The 15,291-nt window shown below is 69.8% G+C and carries 14 protein-coding genes; 10 read left to right on the forward strand and 4 right to left on the reverse strand.

Features of this window, described 5'->3' with window-relative positions:
• Nucleotides 1-5: 5 nt before the first annotated feature.
• Entirely contained in the window at nt 6-1,352 is a 1,347-nt protein-coding gene (locus Q0Q47_RS15005; RefSeq protein WP_293861280.1) for an NAD(P)-dependent oxidoreductase, read from the reverse strand.
• A gap of 192 nt (nt 1,353-1,544) precedes the next feature.
• Between Q0Q47_RS15005 and Q0Q47_RS15010 the strand changes: the two genes are divergently transcribed.
• The 8 genes from Q0Q47_RS15010 to Q0Q47_RS15045 all read left to right on the forward strand — a co-directional run bounded on the left by Q0Q47_RS15010 (nt 1,545) and on the right by Q0Q47_RS15045 (nt 9,504).
• Nucleotides 1,545-2,480 carry a hypothetical protein gene (locus tag Q0Q47_RS15010; protein WP_293861283.1) on the forward strand — a complete coding sequence of 312 codons (936 nt, stop codon included), beginning with the start codon at nt 1,545-1,547 and terminating at the stop codon, nt 2,478-2,480.
• Nucleotides 2,470-2,865, forward strand: coding sequence for a phage holin family protein (locus Q0Q47_RS15015; RefSeq protein WP_293861286.1), 396 nt, complete (start codon nt 2,470-2,472; stop codon nt 2,863-2,865). The genes Q0Q47_RS15010 and Q0Q47_RS15015 overlap by 11 nt, the downstream gene beginning before the upstream one ends.
• A complete protein-coding gene (locus Q0Q47_RS15020; protein WP_293861289.1) occupies nt 2,862-4,163 on the forward strand; it encodes a DUF3618 domain-containing protein in 1,302 nt (433 codons plus the stop codon). The genes Q0Q47_RS15015 and Q0Q47_RS15020 overlap by 4 nt, the downstream gene beginning before the upstream one ends.
• A gap of 126 nt (nt 4,164-4,289) precedes the next feature.
• Nucleotides 4,290-4,502 carry a hypothetical protein gene (locus tag Q0Q47_RS15025; protein WP_293861292.1) on the forward strand — a complete coding sequence of 71 codons (213 nt, stop codon included), beginning with the start codon at nt 4,290-4,292 and terminating at the stop codon, nt 4,500-4,502.
• Between the two features lie 333 nt (nt 4,503-4,835).
• Nucleotides 4,836-5,552, forward strand: coding sequence for a hypothetical protein (locus Q0Q47_RS15030; RefSeq protein ID WP_293861295.1), 717 nt, complete (start codon nt 4,836-4,838; stop codon nt 5,550-5,552).
• Nucleotides 5,549-5,995 carry a hypothetical protein gene (locus tag Q0Q47_RS15035; RefSeq protein ID WP_293861298.1) on the forward strand — a complete coding sequence of 149 codons (447 nt, stop codon included), beginning with the start codon at nt 5,549-5,551 and terminating at the stop codon, nt 5,993-5,995. Before Q0Q47_RS15030 ends, Q0Q47_RS15035 begins: the two co-directional genes overlap by 4 nt.
• A gap of 81 nt (nt 5,996-6,076) precedes the next feature.
• A complete protein-coding gene (locus Q0Q47_RS15040) occupies nt 6,077-6,637 on the forward strand; it encodes a histidine phosphatase family protein (RefSeq protein WP_293861301.1) in 561 nt (186 codons plus the stop codon).
• 125 nt (nt 6,638-6,762) lie between these two features.
• Nucleotides 6,763-9,504, forward strand: coding sequence for a M10 family metallopeptidase C-terminal domain-containing protein (locus Q0Q47_RS15045; protein ID WP_293861304.1), 2,742 nt, complete (start codon nt 6,763-6,765; stop codon nt 9,502-9,504).
• Nucleotides 9,505-9,865: 361 nt separating this feature from the next.
• Here the strand turns inward: Q0Q47_RS15045 and Q0Q47_RS15050 are convergent, their stop codons facing one another.
• The gene (locus Q0Q47_RS15050; RefSeq protein ID WP_293861307.1) at nt 9,866-10,597 is read right to left on the reverse strand and encodes a response regulator transcription factor; all 732 of its coding nucleotides are present in this window, start codon (nt 10,595-10,597) and stop codon (nt 9,866-9,868) included.
• Between the two features lie 433 nt (nt 10,598-11,030).
• Here Q0Q47_RS15050 and Q0Q47_RS15055 point away from each other — a divergent pair, with 433 nt between their 5' ends.
• Both Q0Q47_RS15055 and Q0Q47_RS15060 read left to right on the forward strand, forming a co-directional pair.
• The gene (locus Q0Q47_RS15055) at nt 11,031-13,256 is read left to right on the forward strand and encodes a CHASE2 domain-containing protein (protein ID WP_293861310.1); all 2,226 of its coding nucleotides are present in this window, start codon (nt 11,031-11,033) and stop codon (nt 13,254-13,256) included.
• Between the two features lie 78 nt (nt 13,257-13,334).
• Nucleotides 13,335-14,261 (forward strand): lipid kinase, encoded by a 927-nt coding sequence (locus Q0Q47_RS15060; protein ID WP_293861313.1) that lies wholly within the window; start codon nt 13,335-13,337, stop codon nt 14,259-14,261.
• Here Q0Q47_RS15060 and Q0Q47_RS15065 read toward each other — a convergent pair.
• Together Q0Q47_RS15065 and Q0Q47_RS15070 are read right to left on the reverse strand one after the other, a co-directional pair.
• Nucleotides 14,197-14,724: a DUF1772 domain-containing protein gene (locus Q0Q47_RS15065; RefSeq protein ID WP_293861316.1), complete on the reverse strand. Its 528-nt coding sequence runs from the start codon at nt 14,722-14,724 to the stop codon at nt 14,197-14,199. The genes Q0Q47_RS15060 and Q0Q47_RS15065 overlap by 65 nt on opposite strands.
• Nucleotides 14,725-14,798: 74 nt before the next feature.
• Nucleotides 14,799-15,284 (reverse strand): GFA family protein, encoded by a 486-nt coding sequence (locus Q0Q47_RS15070; RefSeq protein ID WP_293861319.1) that lies wholly within the window; start codon nt 15,282-15,284, stop codon nt 14,799-14,801.
• Nucleotides 15,285-15,291: the final 7 nt, after the last annotated feature.

Below are 15,291 nucleotides of genomic sequence, written 5' to 3' on the forward strand. Positions count from 1 at the left end.
CTCCCTCAGGCGGCCGTGGCCGCACGCAGCATGCTGTCGATCGACAGGGCGGCCTGCTTGCCGTGCTCGACGGCGACCACCGTGAGGTCGCTGCCGGAGCCCACGCAGTCGCCGCCCGCCCAGATCTTCGGGTGCGACGTGCGCTGCGCCCCGTCGACGCGGATGCGTCCGCGCTCGAGTTCGATCAGGCTGTCCTCCAGGTCGGAGGCCACGAAGGCCTGGCCGATGGCCCGGAACAGCTGGTCGCAGGCGAGCTCGTAGGTCTCTCCCGTGCCGGTGAGCTTGCCGTCCGCCAGCGCGGTGCGCTCGAAGGCGATGCCGGTGACGCGGCCGTTGGCGCCCACGAGCGCCTTCGGCATGGCCCAGTGGCGGATGGTGACGCCGCTCGTCTGCGCGACCTCCTGCTCGTAGGGCGAGGCGCCCATCTCGGCGGGACCACGGCGGTAGACGATCGTCACCTCCTCGGCGCCCAGGCGCTTGACCTGGGTGGCGATGTCGATCGCCGTCATGCCGCCGCCGATGACGACGACGCGGCGCCCGACGGGCAGGGCGGACAGGTCGCTCGCCTGGCGCAGGCCGGCGATGTAGTCGACGGCATCGTCCACGCCGGCGAACCCGCCGTCGGCAATGCCCAGCGCGTTGGTCGCGGCGAGCCCGATGCCGAGGAACACGGCATCGTAGTCGCGGGCGAGGTCGCCGAGATGGATGTCGCGACCGAGAGCCTGGCCGGTTTTCACCTCGATGCCGCCGACGCCGAGGATGTAGCCGACCTCGCACTGTGCGATCTCGTTCGTCGCCTTGTAGGCGGCGATCCCGTACTCGTTGAGGCCGCCGAGCTTTTTCTGCGCCTCGAAGACGGTGACGGTGTGGCCCAGGGTGGCGAGCCGGTGCGCGCAGGACAGGCCCGCGGGCCCGCCGCCGACGACGGCCACGCGGAACCCCGTGGACGGACCGGCCTGGTAGAGCTGCTTGCCGGTGGCGAAGAGAGCGTCCGTGGCGTGGCGCTGCAGCCGTCCGATCTCGACGGGCTTGCCCTCCAGCGCCTCGCGGACGCAGGCCTCCTCGCAGAGCTGCTCGGTGGGGCACACGCGGGCGCACATGGCGCCCATGATGTTGCTGTCGAGGATCGTCTTCGCCGCCCCGGTGGCGTTGCCGGTGGCGATCTGGCGAATGAACAGCGGGATGTCGATGGTTGTCGGGCACGCCGTCATGCAGGGCGCGTCGTAGCAGAAGAAGCAGCGGTCGGCGGCGACCTTGGCCTCGTAGCGGTCGAGCGGGGGATGGAGGTCCGCGAAGTTGCGCGCGTAGTCGTCCGGCGGCAGGCGGCCAGCCGTGATCCCCGTGTCGCTCATGAGCCCCTCCGCTCGTTCCGACTTGCGGTCTTTCGACCTATGATTTGACCATCCGATCAAAAAACTTCGAGGGTGTCAAACGCCTGCTTCGGCCCATCGTCACCGGTGCGGGAACAACCCAGCCCCGCATCCGTTTCCGAACCACGGGCGCACTGCGCCCGAAAGGGATTCAGGGAAGGAACGGAGAGGACCATGGACAACCGACACACCACCGGCGCGACCGGCGCGATGCCCGGCTCGTCGGGTCCGTCGGCAGGCAGCGACAAACTGCGCAGCGCGATGGACGAGGCGAAGCGGAGCGCCGACCAGGTTGCTTCCGACGTGAAGGACGCGGCATCCGACCTTGCCGGCCAGGCGCGGGCGGCGGCGTCGGAGGCCGCGGACCGGACGAAGCACAAGGTCACCGACTACGCCGAGCAGCAGAAGGGCGCGGCGGCCGACCAGATCGGCAAGCTGTCGGAAGCCGCGCATGCCGCGGCGGATCATCTGAACGAGGCCTCGCCGACGATGGCCCGCTATGCCCACGATCTCGCCGGCGGCATCGATCGCTTCGCGGGCGTGGTGCGCGAGCGCAGCGTCGCCGACCTCATGCGGCAGGCCTCCGAGTATGCGCGTCGCGAACCGGCGGTGTTCGTGGCGGGCACGGTGTTCGCCGGCTTCGTCATGGCCCGGTTCCTCAAGAGCAGCGCCGAACGCGCGGAGCGCGAGCAGTGGCAGAACCGCGGGATGGGTTCGTCCGGCGATCGCTATCGCGACCGCAGCGGGTTCTCGGGCGACAGGGGCCGCAACGCCTCGACCGGGCCCGGCTCCATGCCCGGCCAGGCCGGCTCGGGGCGGTCCTATGATCCCTACCGGCGCTATGACGAGCGGGACGCGCCGGTCGGCGGTCGTTCGGGTGCAGCCGGCGTCTCGGGCTCGGGCATGACCGGCTCGTCCGGCCTGGCGGGCCAGGGCGGGATGACCGGGCGCCAGGGTGCCGGGACGAGTGCGGGCGCGGGCATGGGCTCTGGCTCAGGCGCCGGCATGGGCTCGGGCCTCGCGTCGGGGTCACAGTCGGCGGGCCAGGCGGGTGCGACCGGCCCGAGCGTCCGGCCGGACCAGAATGCCGGAGGCACCCATGGCCGATGAGCGCGGTGCAGCCTCCATACCCGGGCTCTTCACCGAGGTCCTCTCCCAGCTGACCCACCTGTTCCGGACCGAGCTGCGTCTGTTCAAGACGGAGCTGTCGGAAAAGGTGACCACGGCCACCGCCGCCGCCGGCATGATCGTCGCCGGCGCGGTGCTGGGGATCGGGGCCCTCTATCTCTTCCTGCAGGGGATCGTCCTGCTGCTGGTGTCCTTCGGCGTGCCCTCGCAGTGGGCGACCTTCGCGGTCGCCATCGTCGTGGGCCTCATCGGCTACCTCATCGTGCGCAAGGGGCTGGGCGACCTGTCCGCTTCCAACCTCGCTCCGGAACGCACGCTGCAGTCGCTGAACCGGGATGCCGCCGTCGCCAAGGAGCAAGTGCAATGACCTCTTCACGAGACATCGAACGCGAGGCCGAGGAGTCGCGCGCCCAGCTGTCCTCCACCCTGGAGCAACTGCGTGACCGGCTCACGCCGGGCCAGATCGTCGACGACATGCTGACGGGGTCGGGCGCCGGCGCCCGCGCCTTTGTCGGCAACCTGGGAACCACGGTGCGCGACAATCCGCTGCCGTCGCTGCTCATCGGGGCCGGCATCCTCATGATGATGACGGGTTCGCCGACCCTGGGCCTCGGCGGCTCCTCGTCGCGCATGCGGTCCTACGCGGATGACGGCCGGGACGAGAGCCGCTGGCGCGGCGGCGACGTCTGGGACAGCGAGGAAGGCGAAGGCATCACGGACAAGGTCGGCGACATGGCCGCACGGGCCGGCGACAGCGTCAGTTCGGCCGCATCGAGTGCGATGTCCGGGCTGCGGGACGCCGCCGAGTCGGTGCGCGACACCGCCAGCAGCATGGCCGACAGCGTCACCGGTGCCTTCCGGTCGACGACCGACAGCGCGAGCCATCTCGGTGAGAACGCTGGCCGCTGGACCGACAATGCGCGCCACATGGCCAGCGACATGGGCGACCAGGTGTCCGACACGATGCGCACCGCCACCGGGCGCACCATGGACATGGGTCGCCAGGCGCAGGACCGCATGGGGCGCATGATGGAGGAGCAGCCGCTCTTAATGGGCGCGATCGGCCTCTTCGTCGGCGCGGCTCTCGGCGCGCTCCTGCCGTCGACGCGGGTCGAGAACCGCCTGATGGGCGACACCGCCGACCGGGTCAAGGACACGGCCACCGGGCTCGCCGCCGAACAGTTCGAGCATGCCCAGGAGGTGGCCGGCGAGGTCCTCGACCGGGTCAAGGACGAAGCCGCGAGCCAGGGCCTGACGCTCGACGCCGCCAAGGAGAAGGCCAAGGCCGCCGCCAGCGACATCGGCGAGAAGGTCCAGGCCGTGGCCGGCAAGGCCGCCGAAGCCGCGGGTGGCGCTGCCACCGACGGCGCCGGTCGCCAGGGCACGGGTGGTCAGGGCGCCAGCGGGCAGCAGGGCATGAGCGGGCAGGGCGGACAGGCCGGTGCCGGCCGCCAGGGCGAGGCCGGCGCGCGTTCGCCGACCGATCCCGTGGTGACACGGACCGCGGGCGGCTCCGCCCTCGGCGGGGAGGCCGGCGCGGCGTCCCCCAGCCCGTCGCCCGCCCCGACCAGGCCCGGTGTCGTGCCGCCGCCGGCGGGCGCATCGTCGCCGTCGGGCGGCGCCACTGCCGCCGGCAAGCCGAAGGGCAGCGGCTCGCTACTCTGAGGCCTTGGCCGACATCATCATCGGGGCGGCCGGATCTCACGATCCGGCCGCCCTTTTTCGTAGCCGTTGAACTTACCGGGACCCTGCCGCGTTTGCGTTCGGACAGTGGCAAATCGGAGATCTGACATGAAGCGAATCGCTTTCGCACTGGGCGGCCTGGCTCTCGCGGCCGGGCTCGGCGCCTGCACCACCACGGAATCGCGGCTCGCGGGAGCCGGCACGGGCGCGGTCGCCGGCGCTGCCGTCGCGGGCCCGATCGGCGCGGGCGTGGGCGGTGTGGCGGGAGCCGTCGCGGGACCGTCCGTGTCTCGCGAAATCGGAACGTCGCGCCGGCGCTAAGACGCCCGCGCCGGAACTCTGACAAGGAAAGGGAGCTGCAGTGAACAACATCATCTATCTCGTCGGACTCGTCGTCGTGGTCATGGCCGTTTTGGCTTTCTTCGGTCTGCGCTGACGGCGCTGTCCCCAGCCAATCGGGCTCGCGGGGCGACCGCGCCTTGATCGCCCCGCGACCCACGCGCTAAGCCCGGAGCCGGGTGCAACCGGGACGGACCGATGGCGCGACACGATGAGGCAGCCTCCGCGGCTGCGACCGATCTGACGGAACGAAGCCACGCGCGGCCTTCGCGCAGCGTTGCCAGACGGCAGACGCAGGCGCATCCACCCGCCTCGGTGGCCTTCCTGTTCGAACGCCCGCCCCTCATTCCCGGCGAATCCGAACGCGAGTGGCGCGGCCTGCTGACGGGCCTTGCCGACAGCCTCCAGCCCGCGACGGTCGTCGATTGGCTCCGGCTGCGCGACGTCGTCAACGGGATCTGGGAGGCCCTGCGCCTCGAACGCTTCCGCGACACCCTCATTGCCCTCCAGCGCGACCAGGCGGCGGCGGACCTTTTCGAAGGCCTGCTGCGGTCCGAGATCAAGGATCCCGACGCGCGGCGGGCCGCGGCCCAGTTGCTGGCGCGCGGCTGGATCGCGGGCAAGGTGACGGAGCGGCGCGAGGGGGAACGCCTGCTGGACCGGGCCGGCCTGCGCGCCGAGGCGGTCGAGGCGGCCGCGTTCCTGGGGCAGATGGACGTCCACGAGCGCCTGGACCGCATGCGCCGGCGTGCGGAGGCGGCCCGCGACGCGGGGCTGCCGGCCGCCGGGAGCCAGCCCCAGCCGGCCGGAGCCGATCTCGTCATCGAGGCGGAGGTGGTGCCGCCGCCGCGCCGCCTGCCGCGTCGCCAGGCTTCCCCGCCGGCGTCGATCGAGGCCGTGGCGGAGGCCGTCGACGCGACAGCGGCGGACGAGCCCGCCAAGGCCAAGCGCGCGAAGGCGCCCCGCGCCGAGGCGCCCGCGCCTGAGCCGCAGCCCGATCTGTTCGGCATGGCCGGCGGGGTCGCTGCGTGATTTCGCAGAAGAAGCTCGAGGCCAACCGGCGCAATGCGCGCCGGAGCACCGGGCCGCGCTCGGACGAGGGGAAGGCCCGGTCGAGGCTGAACGCCGTCAGCCACGGCCTCGCGGCCCAGCTTTCGGCGGTGATCGGGGCCGAGGAGATCGCCCGCATCGCCGATCTGCTGGCCCCGCAGGACGCTCCCGAGCCCCACAAGGCCGCGGCCTGGAGGCTCGCGCAGGGCGAGGTTCTGCTCGATCGCTGCCGCCTGGCGCGCGCCACCATCGCCTCGGGGGCGGCCGGCCCGCAGACCGCCGACGCCGCCGTCCTGGCCGACGTGGCCGCCCGCCTGCAGGCGATCGACCGCTACGAGCGGCGGGCGCGCAGGGAAATCGCGGCCGCCCGCGCCATGCTGGCGGAGGCCACCGCCGGTGCCGCCGGACGCGACGGCGAGCGCTGAACGGTTTTCACGCTGCGGAAAACGTCCTATCAGGGGCGCCGGCCGGCGCCCCGCGCGCCGTTGCGTCTCCCGAGGTCCCCGATGCCCGACACCGTCATCCTGATCCGCCACGCCCAGTCGACCTTCAACGCCCACTACGCGGCGACCGGGCTCGACCCCGGGCATATCGATGCGCGGCTTTCGGATCTCGGCCTGACCCAGGTCTCGGAGGCCCGCGAGCGGCTGGCCTCCACGCCGGTCGATCTCGTGGTGGTGTCGCCGCTGACCCGGGCCTTGCAGACCGCGCACGGCATCTTCGGGGATCGGGCCATCCCCATGCACGTCACCTGCCTGCACCGCGAGCGGCTGGAGAGCAGCTGCGACGTCGGCCGCTCGCCGCTGCACCTGGCCACGGATTTCCCGCAACTCGCCTTCGATCACCTGACCGATCCGTGGTGGCATGCGCCGGAGGGCCACGAGGGACCCTTCGCCCAGGAGCCCGAGGATGTCTTCCTCGACCGCGTGGCGCGGTTTCGCGCCTGGGTGGCCGAGCGTCCGGAGCCCCGGGTCGCCGTGATCGGGCACGGGACGTTTTTCCGCGCCCTGACCGGTCGGGCCTTCGCGAATGCGGAGGACTTCGTATGGGATGGCTGGAGTCTGTGATCGCAGTAATCGAAACCTAACAATACGAAGCACAATCCCTCAAATTTGAGACAATCGCATAACTTCCGCACAGCGCGGTACGGTCTAGACGTGGCTTCAGCGCGGTTCGATTTGCTGGATACGTCATGGCCACGAAGCCCCTCTATACCCTCGACCAGGTTGTTGCTCAGCTCGACAGCGGCTATCACTGGTCCGGCCTTGACCTGACGTATTCGTTTCCGACGACGGCCTCCTGGTTCCCCTACGCCGAGGCGGCGGGCTTCAGCGCCTTTACCGAAGCCCAGAAGGCAGCCGCCCGCGCCGCGCTCTCCCTGTGGGACGACCTGATCGCGCCCGACTTCCGCGAGGTCACCGGGTCGAACGCCAATATCAAGTACGAGAACACCACCACCAATATCGGCTATGCCCACGCCTACTACCCCGGCACCTACACCGGCGCCGGTTCGGTCTGGATGAACAGCAACTACGGGGTGGGCAGCGGCACCAACAACCTGATGACCCCCGTCGTCGGCGACTGGGGTTTCCAGACCTTCCTGCACGAGACGGGTCACGCGCTCGGGCTGGACCATGCCGGCGAGTACAATGGCGGTTCGCCCACCTACGCCCTGAACGCCACCTATTTCCAGGACAGCCAGCAGTACACGGTGATGTCCTACTTCACCGCCGACAACACCGGCGCCGACTGGTTCGCCAGCGACGGCCGCTGGTACTACCCGCAGACGCCGATGCTCTACGACGTGCTGGCGATGCAGGCGATGTACGGCGCCGAGACGACCACCCGCACGGGCAACACGACCTACGGCTTCAACGCGACGTCGGACGTGCCGTCCGTCTTCAACTTCGCCATCAACAAGCACCCGGTTCTGTGCATCTACGACTCGGCTGGGATCGACACGCTGGACCTGTCGGGCTGGAACACCGCGTCGCGGATCGATCTCGCGCCCGGCAGCTTCTCCGATTGCGACATGATGACCTCGAACGTGTCGATCGCGTTCTCGGCCACCATCGAGAACGCCCGGGGCGGCGGTGGCGCGGACACGATTTCCGGCAACGCCGTGGCCAACCTGCTCTCGGGGCTCGCCGGCAACGACACGATCTCCGGCCTCGCCGGCAACGACACGCTGGACGGCGGCGACGGCAACGACAGCCTGAACGGCGGCGCGGGCAACGATCGCCTGCTGGGCGGCGCGGGCTCGGACACGGCCTTCTACAGCGGCCTGCGGGCGAACTACTCCATCGTCTACGATGCCGTGGCTTCGGCCTTCACGATCATCGACCTGCGCTCCGCCAGCCCGGACGGCACCGACTGGCTCCAGGGCATCGAATTCGCCCGGTTCACCGACATCCTGTTCGATCTCTCCACCCTGATCACCACCACGCTGCGGGTGACCGGACCCACCGAGGGCGCCGACACGCTCGCCGGCACGACGGCGGGTGACAGCATCGCGGGCCTGGGCGGCAACGACCGTATCGACGGCCTTGCCGGCGATGACTCGCTCGATGGCGGGCTCGGCAACGACACGCTCGTCGGCGGCCTCGGCAACGACAAGTACTGGGTCGACAGCATCCTGGATCAGATCGTCGAGAACGCCAACGAGGGCATCGACACGGTTCACTCCACCGTGACGCTGACGCTGGCGGCGAATGTCGAAAACCTCGTCCTGCTCGGCGCGGCCGCCATCAACGGCACCGGCAACGCGCTCGGCAACGTCCTGACCGGCAACGCCGGCAACAACGTCCTGGACGGCGGGGCAGGGGCCGACACGATGGTCGGCGGCGGCGGCAACGACACCTATGTGGTCGACCACGTCGGCGACGTCGTCACCGAAGTGGCCGGCGGGGGCATCGACACGGTGCAGTCGTCGATCGCCTACACGCTGGGCAGCGAGGTCGAGAACCTCGTGCTGACGGGCTCGGCCTCGATCAACGGGACCGGCAACGCCCTGGCGAACAGCCTCACCGGCAATGCGGGCAACAACGTCCTGGACGGCGGCCTGGGTGCCGACACGATGATCGGTGGCGCGGGCAACGACACCTACGTGGTCGATGCCACCGGCGACGTGGTCACCGAGCTGGCCGGCGGCGGCCTCGATACGGTGCGCTCGTCGGTGACCTATGGCCTGTCGGCCAATGTCGAGAACCTCGTCCTGACGGGGACCGGCGCGATCAACGGCACGGGCAACGACCTCGCCAACGTCCTGACCGGCAACGCGGCCGCCAACGTGCTCAATGGCGGTGCGGGCGCCGACACCATGGCCGGCGGCCAGGGCAACGACACCTACTACGTCGACAACGCCGCGGACTCCGTGGTCGAGTATTCCGGCGAGGGCACCGACACGGTCTATTCCGGCATCGGCCTGACCCTGTGGGCCAATGTCGAGAACCTGATCTTCACCGGCGCCTCGTCGGTGAACGGGACCGGCAACGCCCTGGCCAACCAGATGACCGGCAACGGGGGCGCCAACGTCCTGGACGGCGGCGCCGGAAACGACACCCTCTACGGCATGGCCGGCAACGACGTCCTGCGCGGCGGTGCGGGCGCGGACCAGCTCTTCGGCGGGGTCGGCAACGACGTGTTCGTCTTCGGAGCGGTGTCCGACAGCACCTCGCTGGCCCGCGACGTCATCCTGGACTTCGTCCAGGGCCAGGACCGCATCGACCTCTCCGCGATCGACGCCCGCAGCGGCACGGCCTTCGTCAACGATGCCTTCGCCTTCATCGGAACCGGCGCCTTCACCGGCGCCCAGGGCCAGCTGCGCGCCGTGGGCGGTTTCGTCCAGGGCGACATCAACGGCGACAAGATCGCCGACTTCGAGCTCCAGGTGAACGGCGTGTCCCAGCTGCAGGCCGGCGACTTCGTCCTCTGACGCGGGCCGGGCGACACAGCCAAGGCCTCCGAAGAGCCCCCGGGCGGGAAACCGCCCGGGGGTTTTTTTGTCTGTCGCCGTCCAATGCGCGATGGCCTGTTGCGAAGGGCTCGTGAAGCTTTTGCCAGTCCAGCCTGCCTGACGCTCTCCGCGTCATGGCCGGGCTTGGCCCGGCCACCCACGACTTCAAAAATGGCGCAGGCAAAGTCGTGGGTCCCCGGGCCGAGCCCGGGGATGACGGCTGAGATGTGTCGCTGAACTGGACTGCCCGTCCCGGATGTTCGCCATGCGGGCAGGAGAGGCCGCACGAGGACGTCGGCCTGTGATGCCGCTGAGCGCCCAGGCTCGAAAGCCCGGTCGGTCAGTCGCGGCGAACGCTCATGTCCGCGTTGAACACGTAGCCGGTGCTGCGGACGTTGGTGATGACCGAGGTGCCGGTCTCGGTGTCGATCTTCTTGCGCAGCTTGCTGACCAGCACGTCGATGGAGCGGCTGTTGTCCATGAAGGTGCGCTTGAAGATTTCCTGGCCGATGTGCTTGCGGTCGAGGACCTGCCCCTGGTTCTCGAGGAACAGGCGCAGGAGCCTGAACTCGGCATCGGTCAGCTTGGAGCCCAATCCGCTCATCTTGGTGGCGACCCGCTCGACCAGGTCGAGCCGGAAGGTGCCGAAGTCCAGCGTGTTGACGGTCTTCTTCTGCTCGTCCTCGGCCGGGATCAGCTTCACGAGACGGCGCGTGCGCAGCAGCATCTCGCGCATCTCGAAGGGCTTGGTCAGGAAGTCGTCGGCCCCCATCTCGAGGCACAGGATCCTGTCGAGCGGCGCGTCCTTGGACGAGATCACCATCACCGGGATGCCGCGCTCGGACATGCGCGAGATCAGGTCGTAGCCCTCTCCGTCATCGAGCATGAGGTCGAGGAGGGCGATGTCGGGGCGGAAGCTTTCGATCAGCTCGCGCGCCCCGGCGATGCTCCAGGCCTCGGCCGTCTCGAACCCGTGCCCTTGCAGGAACGTGGTCACGAGCATTCGCAACGAGGCGGTGTCCTCGATCACGAGCACGCGGACAGGGGCGGGCACTGGCTGGGCGAGGGTCACACGGGCATCCGAGAGCATGGACTGAGTCATCTTGGCCGGGACAATAAGCCCAGCTGCTTAGCTTAAACAACCGAAGGCGCCAAAGATGCTGAAACCTTTTCTAAAATCGCCACGCAATACCATGAATGCGAATCGCCCTATTCGTGCATGCGAGGGTTAACATTCAGTACCACCGGAAGGTGGTGTCTGAAAACGTCAAGATTTCGGTCTTCAAGTCCTAAGCTGTCGGCCGGGCTGATATTTCACCCATGCTCGAATGCACGGCGCCGATTCGGATGGCCGCAGGGACCGGCGTTCCACGTTGCGCGCCCTTGGCCGCCCGATTCGCGTGGCCTGCCAAAGGGATGGCGGGCGTTGATGCACCTGCGGGTCGAACGGTTTATCATGCCGCCGCAGACTGGCGACGGCCGAACGGGACGGGGTGCGGGAGCCGATGGCGGGGTGGTGGCGACTGCCGGTCCTCAAGCGCAAGGGCAGCGCCGCCGTGGTGGCGTTCGCGACCTTGGCGCTCGTCACCGTGCTGCATGCCTTCGACCCGGGCTTCGTCGCGAACCTGCGCGACGTGACCTTCGATTCCTACCAGCGGATCTCGCCGCGCCCGTACGGCGATCCGCCCGTGCGGGTCGTGGCGATCGACGACGAGTCGCTCGCGGCCTACGGGCAGTGGCCATGGCCCCGCACCCGGCTCGCCGAACTGACGGAGCAGCTGACGGGCCTGGGCGCCGCGACGGTCGCCTTCGCCGTGATCTTCGCCGAACCCGACCGGCTCTCGGCCGCACAGGTCATCGACGGACTTCCCGGTGACAAGGCGCGGCAATCGTCCCTGCGGGAGGCTCTCGCCGGCCTGCCCGACAACGACGCGATTTTCGCGCAGGCGCTGCGGACCAGCCCCTCGGTGCTGGGGTTCGGCTTCTCGACGGCGCCGAACGACCGTCGCCCGCTGATCAAGACGAGCTTCGCCCATGCCAGCGCCGACCCCCTGACGCTGCTGCAGCACTTCTACGGCGCCACGCCCAACCTGCCGGTCCTCGAGGAGGCGGCCAAGGGCATCGGCGCGCTCAACATGCCAGCGTCGGCGAGTTCGGGCCTGCTGCGGCGGCTGTCGCTCTACGTGGCGGACGAGAAGAAGGTCTATCCGGGCCTCGTGGTCGAGGCGCTGCGCGTCGCCCAGGGGGCTCGGACCGTCGTGCTGCGCGGCACCGGCGCGAGCGGGGAACTGGGCGGCGCCGGCGACGCGCTGATCGACACCCGCGTCGGCGACGTGAAGATCCCCATGACGTCGGACGGCGAATTCTGGATGTACTATGACCACGAGCGGCCCGAGCGGCGCGTCTCGGCGCGCGACATCCTGGATCCGGCGCGGCGCGAGGCGGTGCGGAGCCAGATCGAGGGCCAGATCGTCTTCGTCGGGGTCACCGCCACGGGCCTCGCCGACCTCTGGACGACGTCGCTCGGCGAGACGGTGCAGGGCGTGATCGTCCAGGCGCAGGCGACCGAGCAGATCCTGTCGGGCAGCTTCCTGACGCGCCCGGACTACGCCAAAGGCCTCGAGCGCGTCGCGACGGTGGTGCTTGGCGTCCTCGTCCTCGTGCTGGCGCTCGTGGCCGGGCCGCGCTGGTCGCTGTTCGCCGGCGCGCTGATGGTGGGCCTGGCGGTCGGGGCGTCATGGCTGGCCTTCAGCCGGGCGCAGCTCCTGTTCGATCCGGTTTATCCGTCGCTCGGCGCGTTCACGGTGCACCTGGCCGTCACCGGCATGCTGTTCATCTCCACCGACCGCGAACGCCGCTTCGTGCGGCGCGCCTTCGGCCAGTACCTCGCGCCGCAGCTCCTGTCGGAACTTGAAAAGGCGCCGGACCGGATGGTGCTGGGCGGCGAGATCCGCCCGCTCACCATCATGTTCATGGACGTGCGCGACTTCACGCCGATTTCCGAGGCGATCTCGGCGACGGACCTCGTGCACTTCCTCAACGCGCTCCTGTCGCCGCTTTCCGATGCGATCCAGGCCGAGGGCGGGACCATCGACAAGTACATCGGCGACAGCATCATGGCGTTCTGGAACGCGCCGCTCGACGTGGCCGATCATCCGCGCGCAGCCTGCCGCGCAGCGCTCGCGATGCGCGGTCTCGTCCGGGAGATGAACGGCAGGGATTCCTTCGGCTTCGAGGCGCTGGGGCGGTCGGACCTGAAGGTGAAGATCGGCATCGGCCTCAACACGGGCGACGCCTGCGTCGGCAACATGGGGTCCCAGAGGCGCTTCAACTATTCGGCCGTCGGCGACGCGGTGAACATCGCCGCGCGGATCGAGTCCGCCTCGAAGTCCTTCGGCACCGACATCCTCGTCTCCGAGGACACGGCCAGGGCCTGCCCGGATTTCGCCTTCCTGGAGGTCGACGAGGTGGCGCTCAAGGGCAAATCGCGCCCGCTGCCGCTGCTCGCTCTCTATGGCGACGAGAGCGTGCGGTCCTCGCAGGATTTCGTGGTGCTGGCAGGCCTGCACCGCCAGATGATGGCGGCGTTGAGGTCCGCCGACGCCGCGGCGGCGTCCGATCTCGCCTCGCGCTGCCGCGACCTCGCCGATCCGCACTTCGCCTCGCTCTACGAGGTGTTTGCGGAGCGCGCGGCGGCCCTGCGGACGGGGTCACGCTCGGCCGCAGAGTAAACGGCGTGAAACGATCGCGGTCTTGACGCATTGCACAGCCGTCGCCACCTGCGGGACGGGGGCGTTGGGAGTGCTGACATGTCGCAAACGGCCGTTGCGGAGGCATCGACCGCACCTCATGCCGTGGCGCGGCGCGCCCTTCTGGTCATCAATCCGAAGGCGCGACAGGGACAGGCCGACATCGGCCCGGCCCTGAACCGGCTCGAGGCCGCCGGCCTGGACATCGTCCAGGAGAGTTTCCGGTCGCCTGGCGAGGTGTCCGACGACATCGTCAAGCGCGGCGCCGACGTGGACATCGTCGTCGTGTGCGGCGGCGACGGGACGATCAATGCCGCCGCCCGTGGCGTGATGGCGGTCAAGAAACCGATGGGCATCTTCCCGATGGGCACCGCCAACGATCTCGCGCGGACCCTGGGGATCCCGGCCGATCCGCTCGGCGCCGCCGAGGTGATCGCGGCGGGGCTCACCCGGCGCATCGACGTCGGCGAGGTCAACGGCCATCCGTTCTTCAACGTCGCCAGCATCGGGCTCAGCGCGGAACTCGCGCGCTCGCTCACCGCGGAGACGAAGCGTCGCTGGGGCCGGTTCGGCTATGCGGTGGCGGCCTTCAGGGCGCTCGCCGCGGCCCGGCCCTTCACCGCGACCATCCGCAGCGCCACCGGCACCGAGGCCACCGTCAAGACCATGCAGATCGCGATCGGCAACGGTGTGCACTACGGCGGCGGCAACGTGGTGGACGCGGCCGCGGCCATCGACGACGGGCACCTCGATCTCTACAGCCTCGAGGTCGGCAGCGTGTGGAAGCTGGCGCTCATGCTGCCGTCGTTCCGCAACGGTCGCCACGGGGCGTGGAAGGAGGTCCGGACGGAGCGGTGCACCGGCTTCGACATCGAGACCCGCCGGCCCCGCCCGGTCAACACCGACGGCGAACTGGTGACGTTCACCCCGGCCCATGTCCGGGTGATCCCCGAGGCGATCGAGGTGTTCGCGCCGCCGGCGCAGTGAGCCTCCCGCTCTGCGTGGCGAAGGCCAGCGCCGCGAAGGCTGCGAGCTTGACGATGGCGATGGCGGCGTGCCCGCCTTCCCACCGCGTGCGCAGGACCTCGAAGTCGGCGGGCAGAGGTCCCGGCGTCCAGGTCGCCAGCACGGCATTGGCGGGCGCCACCACGGCGAGCCAGACGACCAGCCCGAGCGCAAAGAGCGTGCAGGCGACGAGCGCGGCGCGCAGGCGCCGGCGATCGTGCCGGGACGCGGCGGCGTAGCCGGCCGACCCCAGGATGGTGGCGATCTCGAGCACGCCGCCCACGGGAGCGAAGAGCGCGAACTGTCCATTGAACACGGTGGCGTCCCGCCACAACGCCGGCGACCACTGCCACAGCCGGGGAGGGCCTTCCACGAGGTGGGCGAACGACAGGGAGAGGTCGAGCGCCGCGACGGTCAGCAGGAGAACGGTCGGGAGCGGCGCCATCGGGACCTCCGGTCGTGCAACTCCGCGCACGGGTCGATGCCGTGACGCCGGAGAGCCCACCGGGGTTCCCGCGCTCAGCGCTTGTGCCGCTCCAGATGGAGTTTCCGCCGTTCGATGGACTCGGCCGGCCATTGCTCGGCCGAGCGGTAATACTCCTCCATCACCGGCTTGCCGTCGCCGAGCGTGACCCAGGGCTGCTTCGACTGGGTGAAGATGTGGATGTCGGGCGGCAAAGCATCGGGCGTCTCGAGTGTGCCGACGCGGACGAACCGGATGATCTCGCCGCCGCCGGCATAGCTGCTCCACACCGCGATCTTGCACCGGGGGCAGCGGCTGACGCGCTGTCCCTTGCCGCTGTTGGAGGGAGTGTCCACCACCTCGGGCTCGCCGGCGATCAACTCGACCCTGTCGTGTTCGATCATGGCGTTCAGGGCGAAGGCCGTGCCCGTCTCGCGCTGGCACCACCGGCAGTGGCAGCAATGGACGAAGAGGGGGCGGCTGGTCATGCGGAAGCGGACGTGGCCGCAGGTGCAACGTCCTTCGAATCCGTCGGTGCTCATGGGTGTC

It is taken from the genome of uncultured Alsobacter sp., assembly GCF_945952055.1.
Lineage (GTDB): Bacteria > Pseudomonadota > Alphaproteobacteria > Rhizobiales > Beijerinckiaceae > Alsobacter.